At 44.8% G+C, this 24636-nt stretch carries 23 protein-coding genes; 12 read left to right on the forward strand and 11 right to left on the reverse strand.

The window, feature by feature from the left end:
* Positions 1-185 precede the first annotated feature (185 nt).
* Positions 186-863, forward strand: coding sequence for a GIY-YIG nuclease family protein (locus QT992_RS15845; RefSeq protein WP_333337849.1), 678 nt, complete (start codon positions 186-188; stop codon positions 861-863).
* Between the two features lie 154 nt (positions 864-1017).
* Here the strand turns inward: QT992_RS15845 and QT992_RS15850 are convergent, their stop codons facing one another.
* Entirely contained in the window at positions 1018-1866 is an 849-nt protein-coding gene (locus tag QT992_RS15850) for a DUF3598 family protein (RefSeq protein WP_333337852.1), read from the reverse strand.
* An 18-nt stretch (positions 1867-1884) separates the two neighbouring features.
* Between QT992_RS15850 and QT992_RS15855 the strand changes: the two genes are divergently transcribed.
* Positions 1885-2694, forward strand: coding sequence for an SAM-dependent chlorinase/fluorinase (locus QT992_RS15855; protein ID WP_333337854.1), 810 nt, complete (start codon positions 1885-1887; stop codon positions 2692-2694).
* Positions 2695-2795: 101 nt separating this feature from the next.
* On the opposite strand, the gene QT992_RS15860 is transcribed toward QT992_RS15855, so the two are convergent.
* Positions 2796-3800 carry a site-specific DNA-methyltransferase gene (locus QT992_RS15860; RefSeq protein WP_333337857.1) on the reverse strand — a complete coding sequence of 335 codons (1005 nt, stop codon included), beginning with the start codon at positions 3798-3800 and terminating at the stop codon, positions 2796-2798.
* Positions 3801-3971: 171 nt separating this feature from the next.
* Between QT992_RS15860 and QT992_RS15865 the strand changes: the two genes are divergently transcribed.
* A complete protein-coding gene (locus tag QT992_RS15865) occupies positions 3972-4775 on the forward strand; it encodes a helix-turn-helix domain-containing protein (RefSeq protein WP_333318292.1) in 804 nt (267 codons plus the stop codon).
* 82 nt (positions 4776-4857) lie between these two features.
* Here the strand turns inward: QT992_RS15865 and leuS are convergent, their stop codons facing one another.
* The 3 genes from leuS to aat all read right to left on the reverse strand — a co-directional run bounded on the left by leuS (position 4858) and on the right by aat (position 9188).
* Positions 4858-7413, reverse strand: a complete 2556-nt coding sequence (leuS, locus tag QT992_RS15870; protein WP_333318290.1) for a leucine--tRNA ligase — start codon at positions 7411-7413, stop codon at positions 4858-4860.
* A gap of 368 nt (positions 7414-7781) precedes the next feature.
* The gene (locus QT992_RS15875) at positions 7782-8462 is read right to left on the reverse strand and encodes a Uma2 family endonuclease (protein WP_333337861.1); all 681 of its coding nucleotides are present in this window, start codon (positions 8460-8462) and stop codon (positions 7782-7784) included.
* Between the two features lie 129 nt (positions 8463-8591).
* Entirely contained in the window at positions 8592-9188 is a 597-nt protein-coding gene (aat, locus tag QT992_RS15880) for a leucyl/phenylalanyl-tRNA--protein transferase (protein WP_445305335.1), read from the reverse strand.
* Between the two features lie 46 nt (positions 9189-9234).
* On the opposite strand from aat, the gene QT992_RS15885 reads away from it, so the two are divergent.
* A complete protein-coding gene (locus tag QT992_RS15885) occupies positions 9235-9564 on the forward strand; it encodes a hypothetical protein (RefSeq protein ID WP_190740107.1) in 330 nt (109 codons plus the stop codon).
* Between the two features lie 187 nt (positions 9565-9751).
* On the opposite strand, the gene rpsN is transcribed toward QT992_RS15885, so the two are convergent.
* The 4 genes from rpsN to QT992_RS15905 form a co-directional block, all read right to left on the reverse strand.
* Positions 9752-10054, reverse strand: a complete 303-nt coding sequence (gene rpsN, locus QT992_RS15890) for a 30S ribosomal protein S14 (RefSeq protein WP_006633844.1) — start codon at positions 10052-10054, stop codon at positions 9752-9754.
* A gap of 480 nt (positions 10055-10534) precedes the next feature.
* On the reverse strand, positions 10535-11197 hold the full coding sequence (gene nth / locus QT992_RS15895; RefSeq protein ID WP_333337863.1) for an endonuclease III: 663 nt from the start codon (positions 11195-11197) through the stop codon (positions 10535-10537).
* 229 nt (positions 11198-11426) lie between these two features.
* The gene (gene rseP / locus QT992_RS15900; protein WP_333318285.1) at positions 11427-12521 is read right to left on the reverse strand and encodes an RIP metalloprotease RseP; all 1095 of its coding nucleotides are present in this window, start codon (positions 12519-12521) and stop codon (positions 11427-11429) included.
* A 35-nt stretch (positions 12522-12556) separates the two neighbouring features.
* On the reverse strand, positions 12557-12718 hold the full coding sequence (locus QT992_RS15905; protein ID WP_333221131.1) for a hypothetical protein: 162 nt from the start codon (positions 12716-12718) through the stop codon (positions 12557-12559).
* Positions 12719-12775: 57 nt separating this feature from the next.
* Here QT992_RS15905 and QT992_RS15910 point away from each other — a divergent pair, with 57 nt between their 5' ends.
* The 7 genes from QT992_RS15910 to QT992_RS15940 all read left to right on the forward strand — a co-directional run bounded on the left by QT992_RS15910 (position 12776) and on the right by QT992_RS15940 (position 20143).
* On the forward strand, positions 12776-13453 hold the full coding sequence (locus QT992_RS15910; protein WP_333318283.1) for an ATP-dependent Zn protease: 678 nt from the start codon (positions 12776-12778) through the stop codon (positions 13451-13453).
* Between the two features lie 239 nt (positions 13454-13692).
* Positions 13693-14244: a hypothetical protein gene (locus QT992_RS15915; RefSeq protein ID WP_333308202.1), complete on the forward strand. Its 552-nt coding sequence runs from the start codon at positions 13693-13695 to the stop codon at positions 14242-14244.
* Positions 14245-14306: 62 nt separating this feature from the next.
* On the forward strand, positions 14307-14645 hold the full coding sequence (locus tag QT992_RS15920) for a Uma2 family endonuclease (RefSeq protein ID WP_333342798.1): 339 nt from the start codon (positions 14307-14309) through the stop codon (positions 14643-14645).
* Positions 14569-14865, forward strand: coding sequence for a Uma2 family endonuclease (locus QT992_RS15925; protein ID WP_333342800.1), 297 nt, complete (start codon positions 14569-14571; stop codon positions 14863-14865). The genes QT992_RS15920 and QT992_RS15925 overlap by 77 nt, the downstream gene beginning before the upstream one ends.
* Before the next feature lie 448 nt (positions 14866-15313).
* Positions 15314-16744 (forward strand): MFS transporter, encoded by a 1431-nt coding sequence (locus tag QT992_RS15930; protein WP_333342802.1) that lies wholly within the window; start codon positions 15314-15316, stop codon positions 16742-16744.
* A gap of 538 nt (positions 16745-17282) precedes the next feature.
* Positions 17283-17456: a hypothetical protein gene (locus QT992_RS15935; RefSeq protein WP_333342804.1), complete on the forward strand. Its 174-nt coding sequence runs from the start codon at positions 17283-17285 to the stop codon at positions 17454-17456.
* A 329-nt stretch (positions 17457-17785) separates the two neighbouring features.
* Positions 17786-20143 (forward strand): polysaccharide biosynthesis tyrosine autokinase, encoded by a 2358-nt coding sequence (locus tag QT992_RS15940; RefSeq protein ID WP_333322283.1) that lies wholly within the window; start codon positions 17786-17788, stop codon positions 20141-20143.
* A gap of 358 nt (positions 20144-20501) precedes the next feature.
* Here QT992_RS15940 and QT992_RS15945 read toward each other — a convergent pair whose 3' ends face one another.
* On the reverse strand, positions 20502-22961 hold the full coding sequence (locus QT992_RS15945; RefSeq protein ID WP_333342806.1) for a CBS domain-containing protein: 2460 nt from the start codon (positions 22959-22961) through the stop codon (positions 20502-20504).
* Positions 22962-23230: 269 nt separating this feature from the next.
* Between QT992_RS15945 and QT992_RS15950 the strand changes: the two genes are divergently transcribed.
* Positions 23231-23905, forward strand: coding sequence for a HEAT repeat domain-containing protein (locus tag QT992_RS15950; RefSeq protein ID WP_333342808.1), 675 nt, complete (start codon positions 23231-23233; stop codon positions 23903-23905).
* Positions 23906-24196: 291 nt separating this feature from the next.
* Here QT992_RS15950 and QT992_RS15955 read toward each other — a convergent pair whose 3' ends face one another.
* Positions 24197-24424, reverse strand: coding sequence for a hypothetical protein (locus tag QT992_RS15955; protein ID WP_106146537.1), 228 nt, complete (start codon positions 24422-24424; stop codon positions 24197-24199).
* Positions 24425-24636: the final 212 nt, after the last annotated feature.

Below are 24636 nucleotides of genomic sequence, written 5' to 3' on the forward strand. Positions count from 1 at the left end.
GTAGGGGTAGCACTACCCCTACATCTCATTTAGGATTGCTATATAAGGGCAAAAAAAACAATAGAACAGGCAAGATGCCTGTTCCACGAGAACTTTATTGTGGGGAGTAGGGGTTGGGCATCTTGCCCGCCCCTGAAAGCGGGATTTAATGAGTAAAGTTGACATTTTTTGAGGAATTGAATTTAATGGAAGCTAATCAAGTGAATGCCGATCGAGACGTAGCAATTGAACATCAAAACGTACCTGTCGCCCATGAAGGACTGCACAACTTTTTATACAGTTCCGACTCAGAACACAGCGCAGCGGCTGCTATTTCTGAATTAGAAAATGACGGCACGCAAGTAATGTCGATCGATACGTGGCGCGATTTGGCAACTAACGCGAAAGTCGCCGGCGTGTATGCTGTAATGGACACTTCCCGCAATACTCAGTTTATCGGTTATTCGCGAAATATCCTGCTTTCAATCAACGGTCACATCGCCCAAAATGGCGTTGAAAATTGTGCTTTCCTGCGCGTGCAAACTTTCAAATTCCCCAAGCGGGAAGAAATGGAAAGTTTGCGGGATGCTTGGATAGCAGAAATTGGCAGCATTCCCCCTGGGAACGGTGCTGACAGCGAAATGTGGGCGGCTACGGTAGGTCAAGCAGCGCGCGCTGCTATGTCTGCTGAGGAACAAAAAGCTTATGAGGAAAAAAAGCTGAAATTGCGTAAAGCAATGGCAGATTCTAGTCTTACCAAAGAGTTAGAAACAGCAGCCAAAAATGACGGCGAACGCGCTAAGGATTTGGAAGCGGCTGTTAACAATGATGATTGGAGTGCGGTGATTCAATCGCAAACCCAGGAAACAAAATCCCGCAAATAAAATTAGCTGCTACATAAACTTTCCTCCGCCGTAAAGTGGACTGGAAGAGCATCAAATCCAAAGGGCGGGTTTATCTATTTCCTGAGTTACCTATAAATATTTAGGGTAAAACCCGCCCCTACTAACTAATGACTAATGACTAATGACTAAATTACTAATGACTAATTTTTCGTTCTTTAACTAAAGTCAAACTTACCCATTCACCCCGATCGTTGTAACTGCGAATCATCCGAAACCGCAAGTCAGGTTCTACCAACCAACCAGCCTCGAAAAATATAGGTTTTCTGGATTCAATCTTGACAGGTAAAGTGCAAGAACCGCCGTCAGGAAGCAGCACAACTTGCACGGGCGAAGTACCTTCGTTAAAGTGCAGAACTGAACCGTCTATGGTGGCGCTAGAAGTGATAACACTAGCATTACTGCCAAAAGTAATTTTCTGCTGTAGGCGATCGCCACTTTCTAAATGCAATTGCAGTTTGGTAGAATAAAAGTCTGGAGAACGCAAATCTGGATACATTGTCACCGCCTCGCCCTCCCACTCCCCCAGCAAATCCTCAACAGTTAAAGGCGGACGTTCGGGGACATTTTTATCAAGCTGCTTTTCCCGAATTAAGATAAGTTTTGATAAATTGCCGTCGGTATTGTATGTCAGAGGGAAGCGCAACCGGCGATAATTGTAGATAAAACCAAACTCGGCACCGCACTCAGAATAAGGCGCTAGTTGAATAGTTCCCTGACAAAAAGCTCCATTCTCAAAAAATAGGATATCTCGTCCCAAACTTTGATATTCTCGAACAAGTTCGCTGACTTCCGGTTCGCCGACACCGCTAGGATTTGGGGAAAAGCGACGGAGTTTCAATCGCACATTTTTGTTGTCATTGAAACCTTCGAGAGAAATAATGCTAGGAGTATCTTGAAGTACCTCTCCTCGCGGGGATAACTGAGTAAAGGAACCGTGCCATTCTCCCAAGTTTTGCAGAAAGTTTTCCCATTGTGATACCATATTTTTACCTGTGGATATATGTCTAAAAATAGAATTATAACTCTGCTGACGGATTTTGGATTAAGCGATGTTTATGTGGGAGTGATGAAAGGTGCGATCGCCCAAATTAACCCGCAGTTAAAAGTCATTGACATTACTCACCAAATACCATCTCAAAATATTGCGGCCGCGAGGTTTTGTTTGATGACTGCTTTTGCTTATTTTCCCCCGGAAACCGTACATATTGCTGTCGTCGATCCGGGTGTGGGAAGCAAGAGACGCGGGGTTGCGATTAAATGTGCTAATGGCTTCCTTGTTGGGCCGGATAACGGGTTGTTTAGCGGGGTGTTGAGTCGGGAAAGTGCGATCGCCTCTGTCGAACTCACCAACCCCAAATACTGGCGCACACCTCAACCCAGCAGCACTTTTCACGGTCGCGATATTTTCGCTGCTGCGGGCGCTCACTTGGCGAACGGGGTGGCATTGGAAGAGTTGGGGGAGGATCTCGACCCTGCAAGTTTAGTCGAGTTAGAGATACCAAATTGTGCGGTTACAGCCACAGGTGCAGCAGGCTGCATTCAATATGTCGATCGCTTCGGCAACCTAATTACTAATATCCCGAATAATTGCATTATAGGTAACAATTGGTCATTGACAATTAGCAATAGTTCTGATGCAATTCGCATCCCCAGCGGTAAAACCTACAGCGACAGCAAACCGGGCGATTTAATTGCCATAACTGGTTCTGACGGTTGGGTAGAAATTGCCGTTAACGGCGGTAGCGCTCAATCAGTATTAAAATTGGAATGCGGAGCGATCGTGCAATTGCTTTTTGAAACTAACAATTAAAATCATCTCTTTCAGTCCCTCTCTGCTGGGAATTTGTTCGTGTAGAAGCGATTTCTAAATACTGCTTCATATCTGAATAAAAATTCGACTATTTAGTCACCTTAAAAACAATAATTATTAACTTCAAAAAGTAGCCTATTTTGAGGTAAAATCAATCCTGATGCTTCCTCAGTTAACAATTGGTTATATATTGTATCCGCTTGCCAAAAAGATTCTTGAGGCAAAAATCTAAATATTGATGCAGCAACATATTGTTTTTCTTTTTCAAAGCTTAGCCAGTTTCTTGATAATTGTTCTGCTGCATAACCCGTAGTATTAGAACCCGAAAAAATATCTACTACCAAGTCTCCCGGTTCAGTAAGAAAATTTATAAAAAATGACGGTAATTTTTGGGGAAAACGTGCCGGATGCGCCTTAACATTAAACTCTTTGCACCAACGCAAGTATTGAGAATTACTTTCAGAATTAGAAATCTCTAGCAAATTAGATGGAATAGCACCTCCATTATCTTTGGCAAATCGATCGCTAATATTGTGACCGGAAGGACGTTCTTTGGGCGTGTAAAATTCATCAGCATTTTTTAAAAGTTTTTTCATTCTCTCAGAATACTCTACTTTGACTTTAGTAATATTCGCTTGAGGCTGATTCGTTTTGGAAAGCCACCAAACAGTATTCACAGAATCTTTAGCCCTGATTTTCTTTTTATTCACCCACTCTATAGGAGATGGAAGTTTTGAAGGATTAAACCAGAAAAACTCTTGAGCCAGTTTAAATTCATATTCGTCACATAATCTAATAAGTACGCGGTAATTATACAGCGAGCGTACAGGTATCCCTTTTTGATAAGCACCTCCAAGGTCTATAACAAAACTTCCAGTATCCTTAAGAACTCTTTTAATTTCAGGAGCAAAGCCTAGCAGCCAATCAACATATAAATCTTGATCTTCATTTCCATAACTCTTTTGGCGTTGCAATGCAAAAGGAGGGGATGTAATCACCAAATCTACAGAATTGTTAGCAAGACTATTCAGGAGATGAAGAGAATCTCCCACATAAGATTGACCGTATTGGGTGGTGTAAATTGGGGCCGGCAAAATGTTACTCATGCTTAATTTATATTAGTTTAAGGTACAACAGACACAGCCTACTGTCATTATATCAAAATCCGTACTGTCAGTCTTACTAAATCCGTACTTTCAGTACGTTGTTTTGTGTATAAATTCTTCGTACCATTCAAAAAGCGAACTTTCCGTTCGTTTTTATGAAGTGTGAGGGGTATGAATTACAAAGAAGCCAGACAACAATTTGCGGCCAACGTAAGTCAGTTACGCAGAGAAAAAAGGATGACACAGGACGAGTTAGCAGAACTCATAGACAAGACTACTGACTATATCAGCTTATTGGAACGCGGTGAAAGATCGCCATCCTTTGAAGTTATTTTCGCTCTAGCTGAAGCGCTCGATGTACCCGCTACTTATTTAATCAGTTTTAGCCAAAGCGGCGAGAGTACAGCTCTCATTAACACCCTGATAGCTGAACCAGTTTCTCCGTCAGTTGTAGAGCCTGTTGAAGAGGCTGTTACCACGGAAGCAGAACGCATTTCAGATGCTAAACGGCTAGAAAATGCTATGAAAAGCATCCAAGAATTGCAAAATCTGGCTAGTGAATATGGTATTGCGGATATTTTTCAAGATAACGGGGGAAAGACTTTACAGTTATTAATCCTTTTAGGGCTGCGGATATCACCGGGACGTGAAGGAAACGATGCTATTGATGCTGAAGGAAAAGAATACGAACTTAAAACAATAAATATTGCTCTTAATAGAAGCGGTGGGGTCAATACTCACCATCATTTGAATGAAATTATACTTGACAAATATCGCAGAGTAGAAGCTTGGTATATTGGACTGTATGAAGGCATAACTCTCAAAGAGATTTATAAACTTACACCTGAAATGCTGGAACCTAAATTTAAAGAATGGGAAGAAAAGGTAAGGCTAAAAAACGAGCCGCTAAACAATCCTAAAATTCCCTTAAAGCTAGTAAAAAAAGGGCAACTTGTCTACTCTTACAGTAAATAATAGTTGCCCGATAGTGTTTAAAGGGGATGAGGTTGTGTTTGTGTAGAAACGATACGTTGCCTACAGGTAGCGACTTTTACACTCAAGCTACCACGAAATTAACCAACTTTCCAGGCACCACAATTACCTTTTTAATCTCCTTACCTTCCAGGTGACGCTTGGCTAATTCCGACTCGCGAGCAAACTTTTCCAAAGCAGCTTTATCCGCACCAGAAGGCACTTGAATTGTGCCGCGAGTCTTGCCCATAACTTGAATTACCAGCGTAATTTCATCGGTAATTAAGGCAGAAGCATCCACACTCGGCCAAGTTTGCGTATGCACCGATTCACTGTTACCAGTATTGTGCCACAATTCATCAGCAATATGTGGCGCAAAAGGCGCTAACAAGCGAATCAAAGTGTTAATTCCTTCTGCATAAATTGGCGACTCTTTACATTTAGCATCATTCAAAGCATTGCTGAGTTTCATCATTTCCGAAACAGCAGTATTGAACTGATAATCACCCTCCAAATCGTCGCTAACTTCCTTAATTGCAGTGTGAATCGCCCGCCGCAAATCCTTCTCAGGTTTACTTAACACCTCTTTCTCCCCCCCTTGGCAAGGGGGGGCAGGGGGGGGTGAACCAAACTCTGTCACCACGCGCCAAACGCGATTTAAAAAGCGAAATTGCCCTTCCACATCGGCATCGTCCCACTCCAAATCCTTCTCTGGCGGCGCTTTGAATAAAATAAACATCCGCGCCGTATCTACCCCATATTTGCCCATAACTTCCAAGGGGTCAACGCCATTGTATTTTGATTTGGACATCTTCTCGTAGAAGACTTCCAAAGCTTCGCCAGTTTGAGGATCTTTGGGATTGGCGGGGTCTATATCTGCTGGGGGAACGTATTTGCCAGTAACAGGGTTTTTATAGGCCATTGCTTGCACCATGCCCTGAGTTAACAGGCGTTTAAATGGTTCGTCACAATCGATCAAACCCCGATCGCGCAAAACCTTGGTAAAGAACCGCGAATACAGTAAATGCAAGATGGCGTGTTCGATGCCGCCGACATATTGGTCTACGGGCATCCAATCATTTGTCTTCGCCGAATCGAAGACTTGCTCTTGATTTTGAGCATCGGGATAGCGCAAGAAATACCACGAAGAATCGATAAAAGTATCCATCGTATCTGTTTCTCGCTTCGCCGGAGTGCCGCAACTCGGACAAGGAACGTTTACCCATTCTTCCATCTTTGCCAAGGGCGAACCTTTGCCAGTAAATTGTACATTTTCCGGCAACAATACGGGCAAATCCGATGCGGGTACGGGGACTGTTCCGCAGGTGGGACAGTGAATTACGGGAATCGGAGCGCCCCAATAACGCTGTCTGGAAATTAACCAATCTCTCAAGCGGTATTGCACTCGCGCTTTGCCGCAACCTGCATCTTCGGCATATTTAATTATTGCTGCTTTGCCTTTAATTGAATCCATGCCGTTGAAGCTTTCGGAATTAATCATAATTCCTGGTTCTGTGTAAGCTTCCGTCAGCGGAACTTCATCATCATCGACAATTACTACTTTAATTGGCAGTTGATATTGATTGGCAAATTTGAAATCTCGCGTGTCGTGGGCGGGTACTCCCATAACTGCGCCGGTGCCGTATTCGTACAGCACATAATCTGCAATCCAAATGGGAATTTCTTCGCCGTTGAAAGGGTTGATTGCTTTGCCGCCTGTGGGGATGCCGCGCTTTGGTTTGTCTTCGGCTGTACGATCGATCTCGCTTTGGGCGGCGACTTCTTTGATGAAGGTTTCTACGGCGGCTTTTCTGTCTTCCGTTGTCACGCGCTGAGTTAGTGGATGTTCCGGCGCTAAAACAAGGTAACTGACGCCGTAAACTGTGTCGGGGCGAGTGGTGAAAACGGCGATTTTTTCATCCATTCCGACAATCGGAAATTCTAAGTAAGCGCCGACTGATTTGCCGATCCAGTTGGCTTGCATTAATTTGACTCTTTCTGGCCAATCTGGCAATTTGTCTAAGTCGTTTAATAACTGTTCGGCGTAATCGGTAATTTTGAGGAACCACTGCCGCAATAATTTGCGCTCGACTTTGGCACCGGAACGCCAGGAACGACCTTCGTTATCTACTTGTTCGTTTGCTAAGACTGTTTGGTCGATCGGGTCCCAATTAACTGCCGCTTCTTTTTGATATGCTAATCCTGCTTCTAAAAATTGTAAGAAAATCCATTGAGTCCACCGATAATAATCAGGAGAACAAGTTGTAACTTCTTTTGTCCAATCAAAGGAAATGCCGAGACGGCGAAATAAGCCTTTCATTTGGGCAATATTTTCATACGTCCATTTTGCCGGGGGAATTCCGCGCTCGATGGCGGCATTTTCTGCGGGCAAACCAAAAGCGTCCCATCCCATCGGATTGAGTACCCGATAGCCTTGCATTCGCTTGAGTCTGGCAATTACATCGATGATTGTGTAGTTGCGGACGTGGCCCATGTGCAGGTTTCCCGACGGGTAGGGGAACATGGATAAGGCATAAAATTTAGGCTTTTGGGTATCTTCTGGCATCTGGTCTAAGTTTTGCTCAGCCCATGTCTGCTGCCATTTTTCTTCTATGGATTGGGGGTTATATCTGGAATCCACAACAATTGCTCCGTGCAGGGTTTAGTAATGTTTGCTTCAGTATTTTTACACATTCAAGGGGCTTCGATTCTGATTTTTCTGAGCTCCAAGGATTTTGGCTCTAATCTCTGTATTATATATTGTAGTATATGTAATTTTAGCTGGGGGGCGATCGACCAAATATCCCGGTTCGCCCTGAAAAGAATAAGACTTACGCACGGGTGGTCAGAAACCGGGTTTTTACCTGAGAAGACGCGTTACCGTCTGCAAAACCGCAAAAAACCCGGTTTCTTTTGTCTTGATTAGTCCTGGACTCAAAGAATAAATAACCGCAATCCTCAGAAACCCGATTTGTTTGAGAAATCGGGTTTCTTAGCATTTATTCCGGCTTAAATGCTATCTGGATCGATGTTCAGTTCCCGCAGTTTGGCGGCTAAACGTTCGGCTCTTTGAGATTCTTGTTCGGCTCTTTGAGATTCTTGTTGTAAACGCTGGCGATATAATCCCCGCTGTTCTTCTAATTCCCCATAGGAAAGAAACTTTTCTCCATCAGGTCGATAGATTTCTAAACCTTCTTCTCCCAACTCAAGCCGCACACCCAATCTCGGACTGATCCATCCCTCCATCGGCTCAATTACTTCTAGATTTCCCTCAATTCTTTGCCAACCTTGCAACTCATTTCTTTCTGGATCGTAAAGGTAATATTCCTCAACTCCATGACGCTGGTAAAATGCCAATTTTTTATTCATTTTAGTTTGGCTGTCGTTGTGGGAGCGAATTTCAAAGGCGACTTGAGGAGCAATATTGTCCTCTCGATATTGTATGTAAGAAGGCCGATCGCCCTTTGGTCTGCCAAATACCACCATCGTATCAGGTGCTTGAGAAATATCGGGTCTGCCCTCAACCGGATACCAGAGTAAATCGGCTGCTACAAAAACGTTTGGGTCATTCTTAAACAGCGATTCGCAACCTTCTTTAATTTTGACAATTAATTCGTATTGAATGGTGCTTTCTGCCATTGGTTGACCGTCGCTGGAGGGATAAATGATTTCTGCGGTTGTGACTTGCATAGTGGTTGTCTCCGAGAAGGATCTAAGCTTAATTATACTATTTCTTGAACTGTGGCAGTTTCGTTGTTCAAAAAATGGCTAATTCAAACAATCTCAATAATCCGTTTGTAGTCAGGAGTTTAGTGTTTGTTAAAATAGCGAGCAGCGGCGCTTCAAAGCTTCGTGCAAAAGAGTTTTGTACAGTTTTTCCTTAACAGTATAAGCGCCGAATCTTTCCAAGTGCGGATTGTTCATTTGAGCGTCGAACATCAGATAAGATCGATCGCGCAATCTCTCCACCAACTTCACCATCGCCACCTTAGAACCCTCGGGAATTCGGTAAAACATCGACTCCCCAATAAACGCACCGCCGATCGACAATCCGAGAATACCGCCCGCCAACTCGTCCCCGCACCAAGTCTCGAAGCTGTAAGCCCAACCGGCCTCATACAAACCCCAGTAAATCTTCTTGAGCTCCTTAGAAATCCAAGTCGTTTCGCGATCGGCACAACCCTCAACCACCGCCCCAAAATCGCGGTTCACAGCCACGGAAAATCGATTTTGATTGATTTGGCGACGCAGGGATTTCGGATAGGTAAATCTTTCATCCAGGGGAATCAGCGCCCGCTGCCGGCTGGAATACCACCCCAAACTTTCCTCGCCGTCATTTGCCATCAAGAAGTAGCCTTGGGCATATCCTTGTATAATTGTCGGTATATCATATTGCATATATTTATCAGTTGTCATTTCTCAGTTAACTTTTCAAAGTCAACATTAGCAATTAGGAATAATCATGTCTGAAACCATTGAACCTATTACCTTACCGCCCGCCAAAAACCCCGAACAAGAAGGCCAATGGCTCCAACAAACGCTGCTGGCATGGCTAGACTCCGAGTTTATCCCAGAAGCAGCCAACCAGCAAATAGCTAAAAGAGCTGCCCAAATCTATGTCCGCCAGCGTATGGAAGGCGAAAATGACGTGGGCAGCCTCGTAATTGCGATCGTCACCGAAATGCAGGCCTATGATTTTTCTAAAAGCTTCTACGGCGAATTTGCGATCGCCAATGCCGTCAGCGACTTGTTACTCGAAAGTCTCGGCATCGATAAATGCTGTGGCCAGTGAAGCAAGAAGGAGGAAAATTTAACTCATAAGTCTGAAACAAAAATCAACCCCAAACCTAATCCTGCCGATTAATTGTGAGTTTTTTTCTTCCTTCTTCCTTCTTCCTGACATCCGTTACATCCGTTACATCCGTTACATCCGTTACATCCGTTACAGAATCCGTTGCCGAACTTCCTTCTTTCTCGTGCTACCAGCTAGACTTCACAACACCGGGCAAAAGACCTTCGTGAGCCATTTCTCGCATCATGTTGCGAGACAGTCCGAAGTCACGATAGTAACCTCTGGGCCGTCCAGTTGCCCAGCAGCGGTTCCGCAAGCGAGTCCGCGAACTGCTGCGGGGTAGCTGTTGTAGTTGGCGGTGAATCGCCATTTTGTCCATCTGATTGTTAGCTTGGTCAAACTGGTCTTTCAGGTCTTCCCGCTTGTCGGCGTACTTGTCTACGAGTCTCTGGCGCTTTTTCTCGCGCTCGACCATGCTCTTCTTAGCCATAATCTGTTGATATCCTTAGATTAATCACAATCTACTATTTTACTATATTTTGGTGATTTCGGATCGCTTTTATTTGAATTATTTCTTTTGTCAACAAGATTTTGAGCAACAGGCTTTCCGGCGTGTTCCACAATAACTCAACATTTTTAGCAACAGGCTTTCCGGCCTGTTCCACAATAAATTAACATTTTTAGCAACAGGCTTTCCGGCCTGTTCCACCATAACTCAACATTTTTAGCAACAGGCTTTCCGGCCTGTTCCACAATAACTCAACATTTTTAGTAACAGGCTTTCCGGCCTGTTCCACAATAACTCAACATTTTTAGCGACAGGCATCTTGCCTGTTCCACAATAACTCAACATTTTTGTGGTACAGGCATCTTGCCTGTACTTAACATTTGTGCAACACCTAACTATTAGCAACAGGGTACAAATCTGCAATAACTCAAGATTTTTGTGGTACAGGCATCTTGCCTGTACTTAACCTTGGTGCAACACCAAACTATTAGCAGAAGGACACAAATCTGCAAGTTCGCAAATATTGCAAGCCGGATTTCTCGCATTACAAACGGCCCTGCCATGATAAACCAACCGAATCGACCAATTTTCCCAATCCGGCTGCGGCAACAATATCATCAAATCCCGCTCGATCCTTATAGGATCGGTATGTTCGGTCAATCCCAACCGCTGACTCAAACGTTTGACGTGAGTGTCTACCGTCACCCCCATATTAATACCAAAAGCGTGGGCTAGAACGACATTAGCCGTTTTGCGGGCAACTCCGGGCAATTCTAGCAGCAGTTCCATCCGCTGCGGCACTTGATTGTTAAATTTATTGACGATCGCCTGACAAGCACCTTTAATATTTTTAGACTTATTCCGGTAGAAACCAGTCGATCGCACGAGACTTTCGAGTTCTTCTATATCAGCATTTGCCAAAGCAACCGCATCGGGAAAACGCTCAAACAAAGCGGGCGTTACCAAATTTACTCGATCGTCCGTACACTGAGCCGAGAGAATCGTCGCCACCAGCAACTGCACGGGAGTTGCGTAGTTGAGAGTGCAAGGAGCTTCTGGATAGAGGCGTTTGAGGCGAATCAGAATTTCGAGCGATCGTTGTTTTAAACTTAACTTTTTAGTCATTTGTTATGAGTTATTTGTTATGAGTTATTTGTTATGAGTTATTTGTTATGAGTTATTTGTTATGAGTTATTTGTTAAATCGTTTCCGGTTGCATCGGAATAGTATATTTGGATAAGGTCAGTGCGAGCGTCCCCGCTCGCGATTTTGTTAGCGAGCGAGGACGCTCGCACTACCTAATACAGTCAACCGTCAACAATCAGTTCGGTGCAACCGGAATTGATATCATTTACTATTGCATGAAATTTCGCAAATCAAACCCAGCCAAATTAGCTGTATCGCGAATAATCAAGAAAATTCCCAAACCCAGCAACAGCACCAAACCAGTCTGCATGACATTTTCCTGAATGCGGTTCGGTAGAGGCTTGCCCCGCAGTCCTTCTATTAACAGAAAAGCTAGCTGACCGCCGTCCAAAGCAGGTAAAGGCAAGATATTAATCACAGCCAAATTGACGCTAATTAACACCGCATACTGAAACAAACTCGCAGCATCCGATTTGGCAATCCCTGCACCAATCGCCACAATCGCCACAGGCCCGGACAACTTGTCGGCAGTTTGGCTGAAATTGCTAAGTAACTGCCCGAAGCCTTGAACCGTCAGCACCACAATCCGCTCAAATTCTTTGGCGGCCTTGCTAAACGCCTCTACAAATCCGGCCCGCTGCCGCACCACAGTGCCGTTAGAAGTTAGCTGCACGCCAATGCGACCTTTGCCGTCGGGCGACTCTTCAGGAGTTACTGTCACCACAAATTTTTGTTCTTGGCGCTGAATTTCCAACGCTAGGGGTTGGTTGGGATGATCTTGGATTGCTGCGACCAATAATTTGACTGCTTCGCCGGAAGCGCCCAATTCCTTGCCGTCAACAGACAGAACAACGTCGCCCGATCGAATTCCCGCTTGTTTGGCGGCCGAACTGACTTCCGCAGCGACTTCCGGGACTTTAACTCCCGGTAGGTAGTTCATTTGTGCAGCGCCGACAGTGCTCAATTGCACCACCAGCAGGAAATAAGCAAAAATTAAGTTGGCAACTACCCCTGCGCTAATGACGATCGCCCGATCGAGCACGGGGCGATTTTTGAGCAAATTCGGGTCATTTGGGGGAATTGTACTGTCTGGATCGTCGTCCGGGAAACCCACGAAACCTCCCAGGGGAAAGGCGCGGAGGGCGTATTCAGTTTCCGGGCCTTGGTACTTCCAGAGGACGGGCCCGAAACCGATAGAGAAGCGGTTGACGTGGATGTGTTGAAGTCTCGCCGCCAGGAAGTGGCCGAGTTCGTGAACGACAATCAAGATACCTAAAACTGCGATCGCTGCCAAAACTGACATGAAGGATTCCACTAACACTTTTACTGGACTTTGATTTATTTTAATATCTTTTTAATATCGGTGGCTTCGGAGGGACAATTTTCAGTCAAACTGGAAGGTGGTGTTTTTGTCGGAAGTCCTGGGTGCTGCGATCGCCCCGACGCTGCCAAACCGATCGCGCGATCGTACCTGAGTTTACCTCTAAAACCAATTCCCATTACCAATTCCCTATTACAAATTACCCATTACCAATTCCCAGTTACCCATTTCCCATTATGAAAGACACTTCTTTGAATATTATCGCTATTTCTATCTTTGCCATCACCGTTTCAATATTGTTGGGCCCCCTATTCAACTTGCCAGAAGCCGTACCTGCGATCGCCACTTTTTGCCTGTTGGGGCTAGCCACCCTTGACAGTTTCCAGTGGCAAGGTCAAGGCGGTACTATTTTATTAGATTGGCTGGGGGGAACTTCCAAACAAAAGCGCGATCGTATCCTTCACCACGAAGCCGGACACTTCCTAGTCGCGCACCTGTTGGGAATTCCCGTAACCAGCTACGCCCTCAACGCTTGGGAAGCATTTAAACAAGGTCAAACAGCCCAAGGCGGCGTCCGATTTGAAGACGAACAATTAGCATCTCAACTCCAAACTGGCACTCTTTCTGCCCAACTTTTAGATCAATACTGCACCGTGTGGATGGCCGGAATAGTCGCCGAAAAATTTGTTTACGGCCGTGCAGAAGGAGGAGCCGAAGACCGCACCAAAATTCGTGCAATTTTAACACAACTGCGCCGTCCAAGTTCAGAGATTCAACTCAAACAAAACTGGGGTTTGCTGCGAGCGAAAAACCTGATCGAAAGCCACAAATCAGCTTACGAAGCCCTAGTAGCAGCAATGGAAGAAAGAGCAACTGTTGCCGAATGCTGCGACATAATCCAGCAGAATTTATAGGAAAAAAAATACGCACTATTGCCTTCTACACCCGGTTTATCTTTAGATTGATCACTCACAAAAATGCGTAAAATCCGCGAGCATCTCAGTTTTGCAAAAAGCATTTTTTTTATTATAGTGCGAGCGTCCCCGCTCGCGTATTCTACAAATCGCGAGCGGGGACGCTCGCACTATAAATGCAAAACTGAGATGCTCCCTAAAATCCGAGTTTAAGAGCATATTATAGGGATTAAAAATTCATGTCAGAACCAAATATTTTCCCAACAACACTGCAAACAGCGAACCCAAATACAGAAAAATTGTTGTGGCTGTTCGGTTTCCGGATCGACCCCGGCACCGAAATACCAAATCTATATACTCTAATTGTCTATGGAGAACAAGAGCCGCCCTTAGTAGCCGGCGGTCAACTTGTATTTTTTACTCGTCCCGAACTAGCGATTAACGCTCTCCAATTGTGCAATATCGATGTCAGCGAACTGGGAAAGCCACCCACACAAATAGACGCTATTTGCGACATTGCAGAAACGCTGTACTTGCTAGATGCCGAAGATTTTGACGAGTCAGCTACTATTCTCAACTGTTTGAACGCGCTTTTCGATTTAGTGAAAGCTACTTTAATACCGATGCCAACTGAATACAAGCGCATACTTTATGATTTTGCAGACCATTTGAATATTGAGGAAGAGTTTGCAAGTTTTTTAGACGCAGAAGATATTCAGCGATCGGAAATTGTCAATGCCATTTTGTGGTGTGTGGGAGCAATTACAGCTAAATCGAGATTGCTGACCTAGCAATTTAAGAAAAACTAGAATGTTAATCGATAATAGATAATATCGCCAAAGGAAATTGTGCCATGACTGTAACAGATGTACGCTTGTGGACTGTAGCCGAATACCGCCGGATGACCGAAACTGGCATTCTCAATTCCGATGAACGAGTGGAATTAATTGACGGGCAAATTATTTCAATGAGTGCAAAAAATCCTCCCCACGCAGCAACTAATCTCTGTGCAGCCGACTATCTAAGAAGTCTGCTGGCAGGACTTGCTTTAATTCGCATCCAAGACCCGGTTACTCTAAGTATAAATTCAGAACCAGAACCGGATATTGCTGAGCGTGCAAATCGACCCTCGGCTGTACCAAGATTTTCATCCCGCACCAGACAATATTTTCTTATTAATAGAAATAGCTGACACGACTTTAGAAACAGACCGGAAGCGGAAAGCACCAGCTTATGCTAAGGCGGGAATTACTGATTATTGGATACTTGATGTTAACACGCGGCAAGTTTATGTTTTTCGCGAACCGGGCGAGGCAAACTACCGACAAGAAACAGTATTTAATGAAGATGATGTTTTGTCAATGCTGGCCTTTCCAGAAATAGAAGTTCAGATTTCGCAACTATTTCCTTAAGTCTGTGGGCGGCGGGTTTATGGATATCTTTAGCTACCGATCGATATTTCGCGTAAAACCCGCCCCTTGTATGGTGCGTAGCTGCTACGGTATCTACGGGTATTGTGTATATTGATATCGCTCGAATTACCACAACGTTGTAGGGGCGGGTTCACAAACCATACATAACAATGACCGACAATTCATATAAACCCGCCCCCACCCCACCGTAAATCTGAACGGACATTTGGCTTGGAAAGTTGGGTTGGGGCGGGTTTTTGAGATTGTTTGTTTTGGGGCGATTATTGTTGGTGAACCCGCCCCAACAAATCTATCAATTACCAATTATCAATTACCAAATCTTCAGAATAATCCCGATCGCTACAAAAAACTTAGTATTAGGGCGTAGCGTGAGTTATACTCCTACTGGAAAGACTGTGACTGTCAAAAAATCTCGAAATCAAAGTTTATGAGCAACACTTCCCCGCCTCCACCAGCCGCCAACAACCCCGCAACACAAAAACTCAGTTTCTCAACAAAATTAGCTTACGGTGCCGGCGACCTCGGCCCGGCAATTACCGCTAATGTTTTGGCATTTTACCTCCTAGTTTTCTTTACCAATGTCGCTGGTTTACCTGCAGGCTTAGCCAGCAATATTTTGTTAGTTGGCAAGGTTTGGGATGCCATAAATGACCCGATTGTGGGGGTTTTGAGCGATCGCACTTCTCACCCTTGGGGCCGCCGATATCCTTGGATAATATATGGTGGCATTCCCTTCGGCATATTCTTCTTCTTGCAGTGGATTGTACCTAGCACGGATCGCACAGTGTTATTTTGGTACTATGTTGCAATCAGCATTTTGTTCAACACCGCGTACACGGCTGTCAATCTTCCCTACACTGCCCTGACTCCAGAACTTACTCAAGACTACAACGAACGCACTAGCCTTAATAGTTTTCGCTTTGCTTTCTCCATTGGCGGCAGCATCTTGTCATTAATCTTAGCTCTAATTATCTTTGCTGTATTTGAAAAGAACCCGAATCAACAATATTTAGTATTAGGTGCAATCTGTGCAGTTATCTCTGTCTTGCCTTTGTACTGGTGCGTTTTGGGAACTCGCAAGCACGTCGCCGCCCAACTATTAGAAAACGCCGAACTAGATAATTCTACATCCTTGCCACTGAAAGAACAGTTGCAGATTGCATTTAGCAATCGCCCTTTTTTGTACGTCATTGGAATTTATCTTTTTTCTTGGCTGGGAGTGCAGTTGACTGCTACTATTATTCCCTACTTTGTTGTTAACTGGATGCAACAGCCCCAGTATGTTTTTAGCTTGGTTGCGATCGCAGTTCAAGGCACTGCATTAATCATGCTATTTGTTTGGAGTAAAGTCAGCGAGAGATACGGCAAAAAAGCCGTATATTTTATGGGCATGAGTTTGTGGATTATTGCCCAAGCTGGACTGTTTTTCCTCCAACCAGGACAAGTATTGCAAATGTACATATTAGCAGTCATGGCAGGTGTCGGAGTTTCCACGGCTTATCTAATACCTTGGTCGATGATACCGGATGTGATCGAACTCGACGAACTGCAAACCGGAGAAAGACGCGAAGGTATTTTCTATTCCTTCATGGTACTGCTGCAAAAAATCGGATTGGCAGGGGGTTTGTGGTTGGTAGGCCAAGCATTAGAAGGAGCTGGATTTCTATCTACCGTTCCGGGACAACCTGCACCCGTACAGCCAGATTCTGCGCTTTTTGCGATTCGAGTTGCGATCGGGCCACTGCCCACCATTGCTTTAATTGCTGGCATGATTCTTACCTATTTTTATCCCATAACCCGCGAAGTTCATGCAGAAATATTGTTGAAACTTCGAGAAAGAAAAGCACAAAATCAGTAAGCGCTAATAATGAGTAGTTGGTAAGTAGTAACATCCAAAAACAACAACTACCGATAGCTCATCCGGGCGATATCTATAGCAATCCTCCCATCACGTGCAAACTCTTTTTTTTGTTTAACAATGTGTCCTCTTCTTATTGCATCGGTTAATTCACAAAAAAGCCCGTGGCGCGTTTCCCGAAAGGATTGCTATAGCTTGCTCGGAGGGCGAATCAAAGCGATAGTTTTAGTAATAGCCCCGGAATGCAGAAACCTAGTTTTTTTACGAAAATACATAAATCGCGCCGCGCCATCCGCCTCGGTAGAAAAACCGCGAAGGCTTGAGTTGTTCGAGATGTCGATCGAGCTTGAGAACACAAATTATTAAATTTTATGTCTGTCGCGCACTAGAGAGAGTAGTTTGTGATATAATTATGACGCTCACTAAGTCTATATACTTAATCAGTCATCCAACTCCTCAAAAAGTTTATAATTAAAAGAAGAAACAGATTTTTCTCGGAAATTGATTGGATTAGTTGCCGTTCCAAAAAATCTGCTGAATGTGGCTAATTATATCTACATGGGAAATGCAAAACTTTTTAGCCGGTCAGTTAGCGCGTAAGTTAACAAGTGCTTCTGCCGTTGACTGCGAACCGAAAAATGGCATAGAGGACAAACCAATACCAGCGCAAGCGGCGGCTGAGGTGTTCCGGTCAATTGTAAAAGTTTGGTAAAGTTATTGAACCCCCTGTCGCGAAGCTGAGCGACACCTGAAAAAGTTGGCTTCGTCGCCCGGAAACCCTAAATACAAGGACAACGCAGCAGACCCCAAATGCAGTCTGATATAACTCTCCACCAGTTGTAAAAGAACTTTTGCCGCCGGCCTAGCATAGGGATTTAGTTATTTTTGTATACTATGTGAAAGTAGTGAGAACTATTAGAAGGAAGTGGGTTCGACCAACCAATAATTTCGTGTGATATCCTTAAGCCAATGCTCAAAGTATCAACCCGAAGGCTCGCAGAAGAAAGCTGATTTTACCCACACAATATCAAAGAGGTCAACATGGAAAGAGAACAGGACGCTCATATCGTACCCATTAGCAACCAGAGCCGACAGGTGCAGCAATTTTCCGTTGACGAGGGAGAAGAGTTAAGCGCGCAGCCTCAGAAAGGATTGAATCTAAAGCCGTTGTTGAGGACTTTTCAGCGACAAGCCCTAATCATTATTGGGATTATAGCTCTAGTAGGCGCTGGAGCTGTTTATCAGATCAAGGGAGGCAAGAAAACATATCAAGGCGATTTTCGGCTGCTAGTGGAACCCGTGACAACGGAGGCCAGAATAGCTGACCCCTCTGCCCTAGCCAATCGCGGCGATGGGGGGGGAGTGCCTAATCGAGATTTTTTTAGTTTGGACTACGCAACTCAACTTCAAATTCTCCAGAGTCCTCAGATGCTGTCGGCTATTGTTAAACAAGTCCAAAAACGATATCCAGAAGTTACCGAGGAAATTCTTCAAAAAGGATTACTCGTTTTGCGGATGGGAGAAGATGAGAGGACGATGACTAAAATTTTGGAAGTTCGCTTCATGGGGACTGATCCTAAATTAGTTGAGTTTGTTTTACAAGTAACTAAACAGAAATATTTAAAGTACAGTCTTGACGAACGCAAGACTAGCATTGGTCAAGGTGTTAAATTTATTGAAGACCAGCTTCCGGCACTCAGTAAGCGCGTAAACAAGCTGAAATCGGAGTTACAGGTGATACAGGAGCAGCAAAAGATTACCAATCCTCAAGAACAAGGCGCGCAATTAATCGAGCAAGTTCGTAACGTAGAAACTTTAGAGTTAGAAACTCAAAGGCTACTGCAAGAACAGAAAACGCTTTACGCTAACTTGCAAAAACAATTAGATTTTACACCAAATGAAGCTATTGCCGCTTCCGCTTTAAGCGAAGAACCTCAATATAAAGAGTTGCTGACCAAGGTTAAGGAAGTAGAAGGTCAGATTGCTGTAGAAACAGCTCGTTTTAAATCTGCTAACCCTATAGTGGAAGCTTTAGAGCGCAAGCGGGCAAATTTAGTAGCTTTGCTCAACCAGCAAACCGATCGAATTTTGGGGCAAAATTTAGTAGGCACCCAAGCCAATTCTAAAGTTCAGAATTTTCAAAATTCGATTCGCATAGGCTTGATTAAACAATTGGTTGATACTGCTAACCAAGTTCAAGTCTTAGAAGCTCGCCGTCAGGCAATCAGCCAAACTAAAAACAATTTAAACCGACAAGCAACAGAATTCCCCACCATAGCCCGCCGCTACAACGAACTGCAACAGCAATTAGAAGTAGCCGCCCGCACCCGCGATCAACTTTTAAGCCAGCGGGAAACTCTGCGCGTCCAAGCAGCTCAAAGCCAAGTACCTTGGGAAATAATTTCTGAACCACGGATACCGCGAGATGCTAAGGGCAACCTGATTCCAGTTGCCACGAAAGCTAAAAACAAATTTGTGATGGCAGTTGTTGGGGCGCTAGTGTTGGGTCTTGGAGCTGCTATCCTCATTGAAAAGTTCCGCAATATTTTCTACTGTGCTGATGACGTTAAAGATGCGGTTGAACCGCCTTTATTGGGAGCAATTCCTCTTGACAAAAATGCTAGAAAATTGCCGCCTTCTATTGCTAATGCTTATGGTTATCTTGAAGGAAAAGAGGGTAATAAGAAAATTGCTGCGGAATTTATAGAAGCTTTTGACTCTCTTTATACTAATATCCGCTTTCTTTCTTCAAATCGAACGATTAGCTCTTTGGCAATTGGTTCGGCTACAGTTGGCGAAGGCAAATCTACCGTTGCTTTAAACTTAGCTCACGTGGCAGCGCTGGCGGGTCAGCGAGTGCTGTTAGTAGACGCGAATTTGCATTCCCCCAGCCTGCACTTGCTGTTGGAACTGCCTAATGTCAAGGGATTGAGCAACTTGCTCGACCATAAAAACGAACCCAATGAAATTATCCAACGATCGCATCTAGCAGATAATCTTTTTGTATTAACTGCCGGTCTCCCGAATCCTGGTACTGCCAGACGGCTGGCATCATCTCAGATGCAGTATTTAATGGAAGAACTTCAGGCAAAATTTGACTTAGTTATCTACGATACGCCGCCGCTGGCGGACAGTAAAGATACGAATTTTTTAGCGGCGCGCACCGATGGCATACTGATGGTTGTAGCAATTCACCAAGTCTCCTTTTCTGTAGTCAAAAAAGTTTTCAGTCAATTAGAAAATTTTGGCATACCATGCTTGGGAACAGTTGCGAATCATGCCCCTAAACGCAAGAAGTATCCAGCATCGAGATCGTCAGTTGTTGAAGATAAAAATGAATATTTGAATTTGACACCAGCACCGTCTCGTATCCGCAAACTAGCTCCCAAAAAAGAGTGATACCCAACAAAGATGACCTCCAAAAAAAAGGATACAAGCCCCCGACAGGAGTCAATCGATTTTAGATTTTAGATTTTAGATTTTAGAGGCGACCCCACGGATAAATGCTCTTTCTTGAGGATTTTTGATTTTCGATTTTGGATTGATTCCACGGATAAATCACGTGGCGGGTATCACCTTTGAAATTCGTGGTCATGGAAATCCCAAAATTTTAGACTCTTGTTCAATCTCCCAGATTCGTCTGTGGAGTAAATCGAAAATCTAAAATCGTTAGACTGAGCGCGACTTGACGCTCGCGCTCGCCGAACCTCTTAGGCCGAAGTCTAAAATCTCAAATCTCAAATTGACTGATGGCGGACTAATTTTCATCCGGGTTGGTAGGAAATGTGACGATAAAATTAGTCCAGCCATTCCTGCTTTCAACCTCAATTTTTCCTTGCAACTGTTCCACAAGTTTTTGAACCAAAGCTAAACCCAAACCTGTACCTCCTTGTTTCCAAGGATCTGCGTTGGGAACTCGATAAAATTTCTCAAAAATTCGAGGCAATTCCTCTATGGAAATGGACGATTGATTGCTGAGTGTAAATTGGATTTCTGAAGCCACAGCACTTGCTTGTCGCGCATCTGTCCTTTGTCCTCCTTGTTCCCAGTCTCCGTTTTTGCACTCAACTTTCAGAAAAATTTCGCCGTTATTGGCAGTATATTTGCAGGCATTGTTGAGGAGCTCGGCTAAAATTCGTCCCAAGCTAGCGCGGTTGGAACTGATCGTGGGGAGGTGGCGATCGCACTCTACTCGCAAATCCTGGTGGCGGTCGTGGGCCCGGGTGTAAAACGGGTCGATAATAGTAGGCAGCCAGACTTCTAAGTTTACTGGTTCGAGGTCGATCGGACAAGTTGCAGCTTCGAGCCGCTGCAAATCTAGCAAAGCATTAATCAAATCTGTTTCTCTCGTACATTCTGTTTCTAAAATTTCTAGATAAATCTGGCGTCGATCTGGTGTGGGAGAAATTCTTAACATATGAATAGCCATTTTTATATTAGCTAAAGGCGTCCGCAGTTCGTGAGAAACTGTGCTGAGAAATTCATCCTTGAGGACGTTTAAATGCTGGAGTTCGTGAACTTTTTGCTGCAATTCGGCGGTGCGTTCTTGGACTTGGCGTTCGAGGTCGGTGTTGAGATTCTGGACTTGCTGATAGAGTTGGGCTTGCTGAATGGCGATCGCGATTTGAGTTGCCAGTTGCAGCAGCAAATCCACTTCCGAAGGCTGCCACTGACGGGATTGGGAACACTGATGAACACACATCATCCCCCACAAATTGCCGTCTTGCAAAATTGGTACAATCAAATAAGCTTTGATTTGCGCTTGCTGGAACCGGGCATATTTTTCGGCGCTCAAACGGGCTTGGTCGAGGTCTGGAACCGCATAAATTTCCTGTTCGACCACCGAAGCAGATTCTTGCCAAATATTATCCGGCATGATTTCTCCCAAGATTGAAGGCCAATTTTCGGCAACGGATTCTGCCACTACAATGCCGTAATTGCTGGACTCTAAATGCAGGATGGCTACTCGGTCAGCTTGCAAAACTTGGCGGACTTCATCGACGCTAGCGTTGAGAATTTCTTCGAGGTTTAAGGATTGGTGAATCCGCAAGGAAATGTGAGTTAACAGCCGATCGCGCTGCAATTGTTCGTGGAGTTTTGCTGTCCGTTCCCGCACCTGCTGTTCCAGTTTGGCATTGCGGCTTTGCAACAGTTCCACTTTTTCGGCTTGCAATTGATAAACCGACTGCTGCAACTGTTTGACCACTCGGTACATTTCGGTGGGGTCGAGGACTCTGAGCAAGCTGGTCTGAGTAATAATTCCCAACAGTTCTCCGCGCCCCCCGCACACGACCAACCGCTGCACTTGTTGCTGCTGCATTTCTTTGTGCGCCGTCCATAGGGAATCGGAAGGTTGAAGAAATTGCAGGGGAGTTCTCATGACTTTTTGAGCTGGAGTTTCCTTGAAATTTAGTTCGAGAAACTGTGCCTGCACAATGTCATATTCGGTAATAATTCCCAGGGGTTGGTGAAAGGAATAGTGAAAAATGGAGGTATAGTCATCTTTGGGCTTCTCCATTGTTAATTCTTTGTTTTTTGTAATCACTACGCAACTGACTTGATGCTCTGACATCAGTTCGGTTATGCTCAGCAGCGAGGCGGTGTGGGGCGCTGTAATTGGCGTAGTCATTAATTCTGCTACCCGCCGCAATTTAAGAATGTTTGAAGGCTGCAATACTTGGCGAATTCTTTCCCGTGTCAGCACTCCTACCAAGTGGCGAAATTGATTGACGATCGGCAAATAGCGAATCTTGTGCTGGCGAAATAAGGATAAGGCGGTAAACACGTCTTGGTCATCGGATTCTGTGAGGGAGACCGACACCGGGGACATCACTTCGGAAATTGGTATTTTGTGCAGGGCTACTTTGTGCTGGCTGTCTATTGTGCCAGAAGCTATCAGCCTCACTAGGTCGGCGGGAGTTAATATGCCGATTAACAGTCCGCGGCTGGGGTTGTCGGATAAGTTGCCTGTGGTAATAGTCTGCTGGTTCTGCACGACGAACACGCAGCGGGCCCGCACCTTTTCCGGCGCGGCTGTTTCGGTCATCGCCCCCCGGTCTGAGGGTACAGGTGTTTTGACTAGGGGACAACTGTTTTGCAACTGACTCATCAGGGCGATCGCCACTGCTAAGGAAGTTTCTGGCCCGGCAGTGAGGGGGTAGCGATCGATCGCTTGTTCTAAGGCTGAGGAGTAAAAGGGCGGGTGGTAGAACGGCATAGTGGATGGCAGGTTGTCGGAGGGAGGCTAACGATCGGGCAAAGCCTTAGGGAACGGCACAAACACCTCGCCTGTGCTTGAGATTTAAATAATAGACTTTCTAATTGATTATTTCCACGCAATCTGAGCTTTAGATTAATGGTGTCACTAATCCGCAATCTTACTCATCTCAAATACGCAGGGCGGTTTTTACTGCCTGCTTTTCTCCTGAGACTCCCCTATAATCAAAATAACCCGAATGTAAAGTTTTACTACAAGATTTATCCATAATGACAACTTTAAGCTTAGAGCAAATTGCAGCCAAGTTAGAAAGCCAAAATTCAGCCGATCGAATGGTGGCTTTGGCCAACTTGCGGAATGTGCCTGCTGCAGAGGCGGTGCCTTTAATTAAAAAGGTGTTGAACGACGAAAGTTTGCAAGTGCGATCGATGGCTGTGTTTGCTCTCGGGGTCAAACCGACAGCAGAGTGCTATCCTATTCTAGTCAAATTGCTAGAAACTGACCCGGATTACGGCATTCGCGCTGACGCTGCGGGTGCTTTGGGCTATCTCGAAGATATCAGAGCTTTTGATGCTTTGGTGCGGGCTTTTTACGAAGATACTCAATGGCTGGTGCGCTTCAGCGCTGCTGTTTCTCTGGGGAATCTCAAAGATCCCCGCGCCCGCGATGTGCTGCTGAAAGCTCTCGACAGCGAGCAAGTGGTGATCCAGCAGGCGGCCATTTCGGCTTTGGGGGAAATTAAGGAAATTGGGGCGATCGATCGCATCCTCAATTTTGCTCAGTCGGAAGATTGGCTGATCCGCCAGAGGCTGGCTGAAGCTTTGGGCAATTTGCCGAGTGTTAAGAGCGTTTCGGCCTTGAAATACTTAGAAAAAGATAGTAATTCTCAAGTATCTAAGGCGGCAACAATTTCTCTCGATCGTTTGTCAAAAGCAGAAGGATAACAGATATTTTCTACCTTATTTTGTAAGTGTTTCATTTCCGCGCTTTGAAGCCGGGGATGAAACACCTATAGCCTAATTTATTCAGCCGGGAGCATCTCAGTTTTGCATTTACAGTGCGAGCGTCCCCGCTCGCGTATTGTACAATACGCGAGCGGGGACGCTCGCACTACAATAAAAAAAATGCTTTTTACAAAACTGAGATGCTCCCTATTCAGCCCTCTGCTAGAGCAACCGATTTCTCAGTTCTTGAGGTGACAAACAGTAAAACATTGGTATCAAATAAAACTTTCATTACAGATACTTTTGCACTAACCGCTCATCCAACATTGCCTTTACTTCTGCATCTGTAGGTGGTGGCGCGTCCGTTTTCGCAATGCCAATTAAACTAGCGGCTAAACCCTTCGGTTTCACCTTCGATCGGGGTTTCGGTTGGAGCGATCGCATCAAGGCATCGATCAACTGCCATCGCTCCTCGGCAGACAACCTCAGTGCTCGGTCTTGAAGTTCGCGTAACGTCATATAGCAATCCTAAATCATTTGTGAAGATTTGTAGGGTAGTGCCCCCGTGCCTACCCCGATCGATCGGGGCAACCACGGGGGGATTGCCCCTACAATAATTACACAACTCATTTAGGATTGCTATAGTAATTATCTTTGACCAAAAAAATGGTCGGGTAAGAGTGGAATACATCACTGTACCACTCTCCCCTAAGAACGTAGCGTGACTGTTA

Source organism: Microcoleus sp. T3_D1 (assembly GCF_036700405.1).
GTDB lineage: Bacteria > Cyanobacteriota > Cyanobacteriia > Cyanobacteriales > Microcoleaceae > Microcoleus.

What these genes read in the sequence shown, in the direction of transcription:
- QT992_RS15845 (WP_333337849.1), top strand. Translation starts at nt 186, where the DNA reads ATGGAAGCTAATCAAGTGAATGCCGATCGAGACGTAGCAATTGAACAT.
- QT992_RS15850 (WP_333337852.1), bottom strand. Translation starts at nt 1,866, where the DNA reads ATGGTATCACAATGGGAAAACTTTCTGCAAAACTTGGGAGAATGGCAC.
- QT992_RS15855 (WP_333337854.1), top strand. Translation starts at nt 1,885, where the DNA reads ATGTCTAAAAATAGAATTATAACTCTGCTGACGGATTTTGGATTAAGC.
- QT992_RS15860 (WP_333337857.1), bottom strand. Translation starts at nt 3,800, where the DNA reads ATGAGTAACATTTTGCCGGCCCCAATTTACACCACCCAATACGGTCAA.
- QT992_RS15865 (WP_333318292.1), top strand. Translation starts at nt 3,972, where the DNA reads ATGAATTACAAAGAAGCCAGACAACAATTTGCGGCCAACGTAAGTCAG.
- QT992_RS15875 (WP_333337861.1), bottom strand. Translation starts at nt 8,462, where the DNA reads ATGCAAGTCACAACCGCAGAAATCATTTATCCCTCCAGCGACGGTCAA.
- aat (WP_445305335.1), bottom strand. Translation starts at nt 9,188, where the DNA reads ATGACAACTGATAAATATATGCAATATGATATACCGACAATTATACAA.
- QT992_RS15885 (WP_190740107.1), top strand. Translation starts at nt 9,235, where the DNA reads ATGTCTGAAACCATTGAACCTATTACCTTACCGCCCGCCAAAAACCCC.
- rpsN (WP_006633844.1), bottom strand. Translation starts at nt 10,054, where the DNA reads ATGGCTAAGAAGAGCATGGTCGAGCGCGAGAAAAAGCGCCAGAGACTC.
- nth (WP_333337863.1), bottom strand. Translation starts at nt 11,197, where the DNA reads ATGACTAAAAAGTTAAGTTTAAAACAACGATCGCTCGAAATTCTGATT.
- rseP (WP_333318285.1), bottom strand. Translation starts at nt 12,521, where the DNA reads ATGTCAGTTTTGGCAGCGATCGCAGTTTTAGGTATCTTGATTGTCGTT.
- QT992_RS15905 (WP_333221131.1), bottom strand. Translation starts at nt 12,718, where the DNA reads ATGGGAATTGGTTTTAGAGGTAAACTCAGGTACGATCGCGCGATCGGT.
- QT992_RS15910 (WP_333318283.1), top strand. Translation starts at nt 12,776, where the DNA reads ATGAAAGACACTTCTTTGAATATTATCGCTATTTCTATCTTTGCCATC.
- QT992_RS15915 (WP_333308202.1), top strand. Translation starts at nt 13,693, where the DNA reads ATGTCAGAACCAAATATTTTCCCAACAACACTGCAAACAGCGAACCCA.
- QT992_RS15920 (WP_333342798.1), top strand. Translation starts at nt 14,307, where the DNA reads ATGACTGTAACAGATGTACGCTTGTGGACTGTAGCCGAATACCGCCGG.
- QT992_RS15930 (WP_333342802.1), top strand. Translation starts at nt 15,314, where the DNA reads ATGAGCAACACTTCCCCGCCTCCACCAGCCGCCAACAACCCCGCAACA.
- QT992_RS15935 (WP_333342804.1), top strand. Translation starts at nt 17,283, where the DNA reads ATGTGGCTAATTATATCTACATGGGAAATGCAAAACTTTTTAGCCGGT.
- QT992_RS15940 (WP_333322283.1), top strand. Translation starts at nt 17,786, where the DNA reads ATGGAAAGAGAACAGGACGCTCATATCGTACCCATTAGCAACCAGAGC.
- QT992_RS15945 (WP_333342806.1), bottom strand. Translation starts at nt 22,961, where the DNA reads ATGCCGTTCTACCACCCGCCCTTTTACTCCTCAGCCTTAGAACAAGCG.
- QT992_RS15950 (WP_333342808.1), top strand. Translation starts at nt 23,231, where the DNA reads ATGACAACTTTAAGCTTAGAGCAAATTGCAGCCAAGTTAGAAAGCCAA.
- QT992_RS15955 (WP_106146537.1), bottom strand. Translation starts at nt 24,424, where the DNA reads ATGACGTTACGCGAACTTCAAGACCGAGCACTGAGGTTGTCTGCCGAG.